The sequence below is a fragment of the Corallococcus llansteffanensis genome (assembly GCF_003612055.1).
GTDB lineage: Bacteria > Myxococcota > Myxococcia > Myxococcales > Myxococcaceae > Corallococcus > Corallococcus llansteffanensis.
The window spans coordinates 1-4,972 of record NZ_RAWB01000670.1 but is presented as its reverse complement, the minus strand read 5'-3'; the positions used below and the strand labels follow the sequence as shown (position 1 = coordinate 4,972).

The 4,972-nt window shown below is 70.8% G+C and carries 1 protein-coding gene; it reads right to left on the bottom strand.

What is annotated here, in order from left to right:
• The coding region (locus D7V93_RS37770; RefSeq protein WP_120647939.1) for a non-ribosomal peptide synthetase at positions 1-4,972 on the bottom strand (4,972 nt) is incomplete at both ends.

Genomic DNA, 4,972 nt, shown 5'->3' with positions numbered 1-4,972 from the left:
CGTCAGCATCGGCAGTCGGCCCACGGCCTCTTCTGGCTTCGCTAGCGCGCCCTCCATCAACACGCGCAGGTGCTCCACCATCCGGCGGATCGTCCCGGCCTCGAACAGCTCGGTGCTGTACTCCACCGCGCCGCTCAGCCCTTGCGGCGTCTCCGTGAAGAAGACACTCACGTCGAACTTCGACGTGTGGCCCTCCATCTCCAGGGGCTTCAAGGTCAGCCCTGGCAGGCGCACTTCACCCTCGGGCACGTTCTGGAGCGACAGCATCGTCTGGAAGAGCGGCGTGTGACTCAGGCTGCGTCCCGGCTGCAGCGCCTCCACCAGCTTCTCGAACGGCACCTCCTGGTGCTCGTACGCCCCCAGCACCGTCTCCTTCACCTGCCCGAGCAGCTTCCGGAACGACTGGGCTCCGTCCACCTGCGCACGCAACACCAGCGTGTTGACGAAGAAACCGATGAGGCCCTCCACCTCCGAGCGCGTGCGCCCCGCGATGGGCGAACCCACGCTGATGTCCTCCTGCCCCGAGTACCGCGCCATCAAGGCCTGCCACCCCGCCAGCAGCACCATGAAGAGCGACGCGCCCTCCTGCTGCGCCAGGTCCTTCAGCCCCTGTGACAGCTCTGGTGACAGGAGGAAGCCATGCGTCGCGCCCGCATTGCCGCGCACCGCGGGCCGGGGACGGTCTGTCGGCAACTCCAGCACCGGCGGTGCCCCGACAAGCTGCCGCTTCCAGTAGTCCACCTCGCGCTGCAACGCCTCACCGCGCAGCCAGTCGCGCTGCCAGACGGCGTAGTCCGCGTACTGCACCGGCAGCTCCGGCAGGGTCCACGGCTGTCCCCGCGTCAGCGCGTCGTACAGCGCGACGACTTCGCGGATCAGCACGCTCACGGACCAACCGTCGGAGACCGCGTGGTGCATCGTGACGACGAGCACGTGCTCGCGCGCGTCCAGGCGCAGCAGCAGGGCCCTCAAGAGCGGCCCCTGCTTCAGATCGAACGGCTGGGCCAGCTCCAGCGCCACCCGGCGTCGGGCCTCCTCCTCGCGTGCCGCGCCGAGGGAGCCGAGGTCCACGGCCGTCAACGGCGGCGCCACCGTGTCGTGGATGCGCTGGACGGGCTGACCGCCCTCCTCGGCGAACGTGGTGCGCAGGGCTTCGTGACGACGCACGACCTCGTGAAGCGCCCGCTCCAGCGCCCCCGCGTCCAGATCGCCCTCCAACCGGACCGCCACCGGCACGTTGTAGAGCGGACTTCCCGGCTCCAGCTGATCAATGAACCACAGTCGCTGCTGCGCGAACGACAGCGGCACCGACACCGGACGACTCCGCGCGACCAACGCCGGGACACCCGAGCGGCCTGCCTGCGCGAGCCGCAGCGCGAGCGCTTCCACCGTGGGTGCCTCGAACAGCAGACGCAGCGGCATCTCCCGGCCCAGCTGCGTGCGAATGCGCGACACCACCTGCGTCGCCAGCAGCGAGTGCCCGCCCAGCGCGAAGAAGTTGTCCTTCACCCCCACGCGCTCCAGCCGCAACACCTCCGTCCAGATGGCCGCGAGCTTCGCCTCCACCTCCGTGCGCGGCGCTTCGTAGGTGTTGCCCGTCCGCGGTGCCTCCGGCTCCGGCAGGGCCTTGCGGTCCACCTTCCCGTTGGCGTTCAGCGGCAGCGCGTCCAGGACCACCAGCGCCGCGGGCACCATGTACTCCGGCATGCCCTGTCGCAGGCCGCTTCGCAGCGTGTCCGCGTCCAGCGCGTGGCCTTCCTTCGCCACGACGTAGCCGACGAGCCGCTTGTCGGCGCCGTCTCCGCGCACGAGCACCACGGCCTCGCTCACGCCAGGCTGCTGCGCCAGCGCCGTCTCCACCTCGCCCAGCTCGATGCGGAAGCCCCGCAGCTTCACCTGGAAGTCCAGGCGGCCCAGGTACTCCAGCTCCCCGGACGCCAGCCACCGAACGCGGTCTCCGGTGCGATACAGCCGCCCGCCGGGCTGCGTGCCCAGGCCGTCCGGCACGAAGCGCTCCGCCGACAGGTCAGGTCGCTCCAGGTAGCCCCGCGCGAGCCCCGCGCCGCCGACGAACAGCTCACCGGGCACACCGACCGGCACGGGTTGCAGCTCGGGGTCCAGCACGTAGGCCTGCATGTTGGCCAGCGGCCGGCCCAGCACCGGGCGCGGCGTGTCCATCAGGATGGCGCGCGCGGTGACGTCCACCGTGCACTCCGTGGGCCCGTACACGTTGAAGGCCCTGAGCCCCGGGAGCGCCGCGAGCCGCGCCCACAGCGCCTCGTCCACCGCCTCGCCGCCCACCAGGACGCGCATCGGTCTGCGCGTGCCCAGGCCTTCCTCCAGCAGCAGGCGCAGGTGCGCCGGCGTGCAGTCGAGGACGTCCACCTCCTGCTCCTCCAACCACGCCGCCGTGCGCGCCACGTCCTCGCGCACGTCGGCTGGCACGATGCAGAGCGCGTGGCCGTCCGCCAGCTGCACCAACTGCTGGACCGAGGCGTCGAACGCGAGGGGCGCGTTGAAGCTCACCCGGACCGGCGCCGTGATGCCCGCGAACGTCACGGCCTTGTGCGCGGCGCGCAGGTTCATCATCGACGCGTGCTGCACCATCACGCCCTTGGGGCGCCCCGTGCTGCCCGAGGTGTAGATGACATACGCCAGGTGTGTCGGGAGGCTCAGGCGAACCGGGTTGTCACGCGACTGCCGGGCCAGCGCCTCACGCGGGCCCGCATCGTCCAGGCACAGGGTCTCCAGTCCCTCCGGGAGCGCCCCGGCGAGCTTGCGCTGCGTGAGCACCCAGCGCGCGCCGCAGTCCTTCGCGAGCCAGCCCAGCCGTTCGGACGGCCACGCCGGATCCAGCGGCACGTAGGCACCGCCGGCCTTCATCACGCCGAGCGCCGCTACCACCAGGTCCACCGAGCGATCCAGGAAGAGCGCCACACGCACCTCGGGCCCCACTCCGCGCTGGCGCAGCCAGTGGGCGAGCTGGTTGGCGCGCGCGTTGAGCTGCTCGAAGTCCAGCCGCACCGTGCCGTCCAGCACCGCGAGCCTGTCGGGCGCGACCCGCGCTTGCGTCTCCACGCACTCGTGGAAGCAGCCGTCCCAGGACACGGGCAGGCGCGTGTCGTTCCAGGTGGAGACCCCCTGCGCGCGCTCGTCGGCGGACAGCAGCGGCAGCCGGGCGACGCGCTCGGTGGGACGGGCCACGAGGCCTTCGAGCAGCGTGGTCAGGTGCGAGGCCATCCGGTGGACGGTGCCCGCGTCGAACAACGCGGTGCTGTACTCCAGGACGCCCGTCATTCCTTGCGGCGTCTCCATGAGCGTCACGCTCAGGTCGAACTTCGCGATGGGGCTCTCCAGCTCCACCGGCTTGAGCGCCAGGCCCGGCAGCCGCAGCTCTCCCATGGGGACGTTCTGGAGCGTCAGCATCGTCTGGAAGAGCGGCGTGTGGCTCAGGCTGCGCTCGGGCTGGAGGGCTTCCACCAGCTTCTCGAACGGCACCTCCTGGTGTTCGTACGCCTCCAGCACCGTCTCGCGCACCTGGGCGAGCAGCTTCCGGAAGGACGCGCGGCCGTCCACGTTCGTCCGCAGCACCAGCGTGTTGACGAAGAAGCCGATGAGGCCTTCCAGCTCCGAGCGCGTGCGGCCCGCGATGGGCGCCCCCACGCTGAGGTCCGTCTGTCCCGAGTAGCGCGACAACAGCACCTGCCAGCCCGCGAGCAGCACCATGAAGAGGGATGCGCCCTCGCGCTGGGCCAGGGACTTGAGACCCTCCACCAGCGGTCGGGACAGGGGGAAGGCGTGGGTCGCGCCCGCGATGCTCCGCTCGGGCGGACGCGGGCGGTCCGTAGGCAGCTCCAGCACCGGCGGTGCGCCACCGAGCTTCTGCTTCCAGTAGCCGACCTGTCGCGCCAGCGCATCTCCTTGGAGCCAGCCGCGCTGCCACGCCGCGTAGCGCGCGTACTGCATGGGCAGCTCCGGCAAGGGAGAGGGACGCCCGGTGGAGAAGGCCGCGTACAGTGCCCCCATCTCGCGGATCAGCACACTCAGCGACCACCCGTCCGACACGATGTGGTGCATCGTGATGACGAGCACGTGCTCACGCTCGCTGAGCGTGAACAGCCGCGAGCGGATCAGCGGCCCGCGCACCAGGTCGAAGGGCCGCATCATCTCCTGCTCGGCCCGTCGTCGGGCCTCGGTCTCTCGCTGGGTCGCGTCGAGGTTCCGCAGGTCCAGGCGCGCCAGTTCCAGCGGCAGGGAGGGATGGATGACCTGGATGGCCTGGCCGGATTGCTCCTCGAAGGTGGTGCGCAGGGACTCATGACGGCGCACGACTTCACGCAGGGCCCGCTCCAGCGCCGCTGGGTCCAGGTCGCCTTCCAGGCGCACCGCCACGGGCACGTTGTAGAGCGCCGTGCCCGGCTCCAGCTGGTCGATGAACCACAGTCGCTGCTGCGCGAACGACAGTGGCTGTGCCGTGTCTTCCGGGATGTGGCGCAGGGCCGTAGCGCGGGAGCTGCTGGCCTTCTCCACGCGCTGAGCGAGGGCTTGCAGCGTGGGGGCTTCGAAGAGTGCACGCAGAGGCAGCTCGACTCCGACCTCTGCTCGGATGCGCGACACCACCTGCGTCGCCAGGAGTGAGTGGCCACCCAGTGCGAAGAAATCGTCCTTCACGCCCACCTGCGGGATTCGCAGCACTTCGGCCCAGATGGCCGCCAGTTGGACTTCCAGCGCCGTGCGCGGCGCTTCGTAGGTAATGCCAGACTGCGGCGCCTCTGGCTCCGGCAGCGCCTTGCGGTCCACCTTCCCGTTGGCGTTGAGCGGCAGTGCCTCCAGCACCACCACCGTCCCGGGCACCATGTACTCCGGCAGCCGCTGACGCAGGCTCGCCTTCAGCGACTCCGCCTCCAGCGCCGCCCCGGCCTTCGCCGCCACGTACGCGACAAGCCGCTTCTCCCCGCCCTCCCCCTTCGCC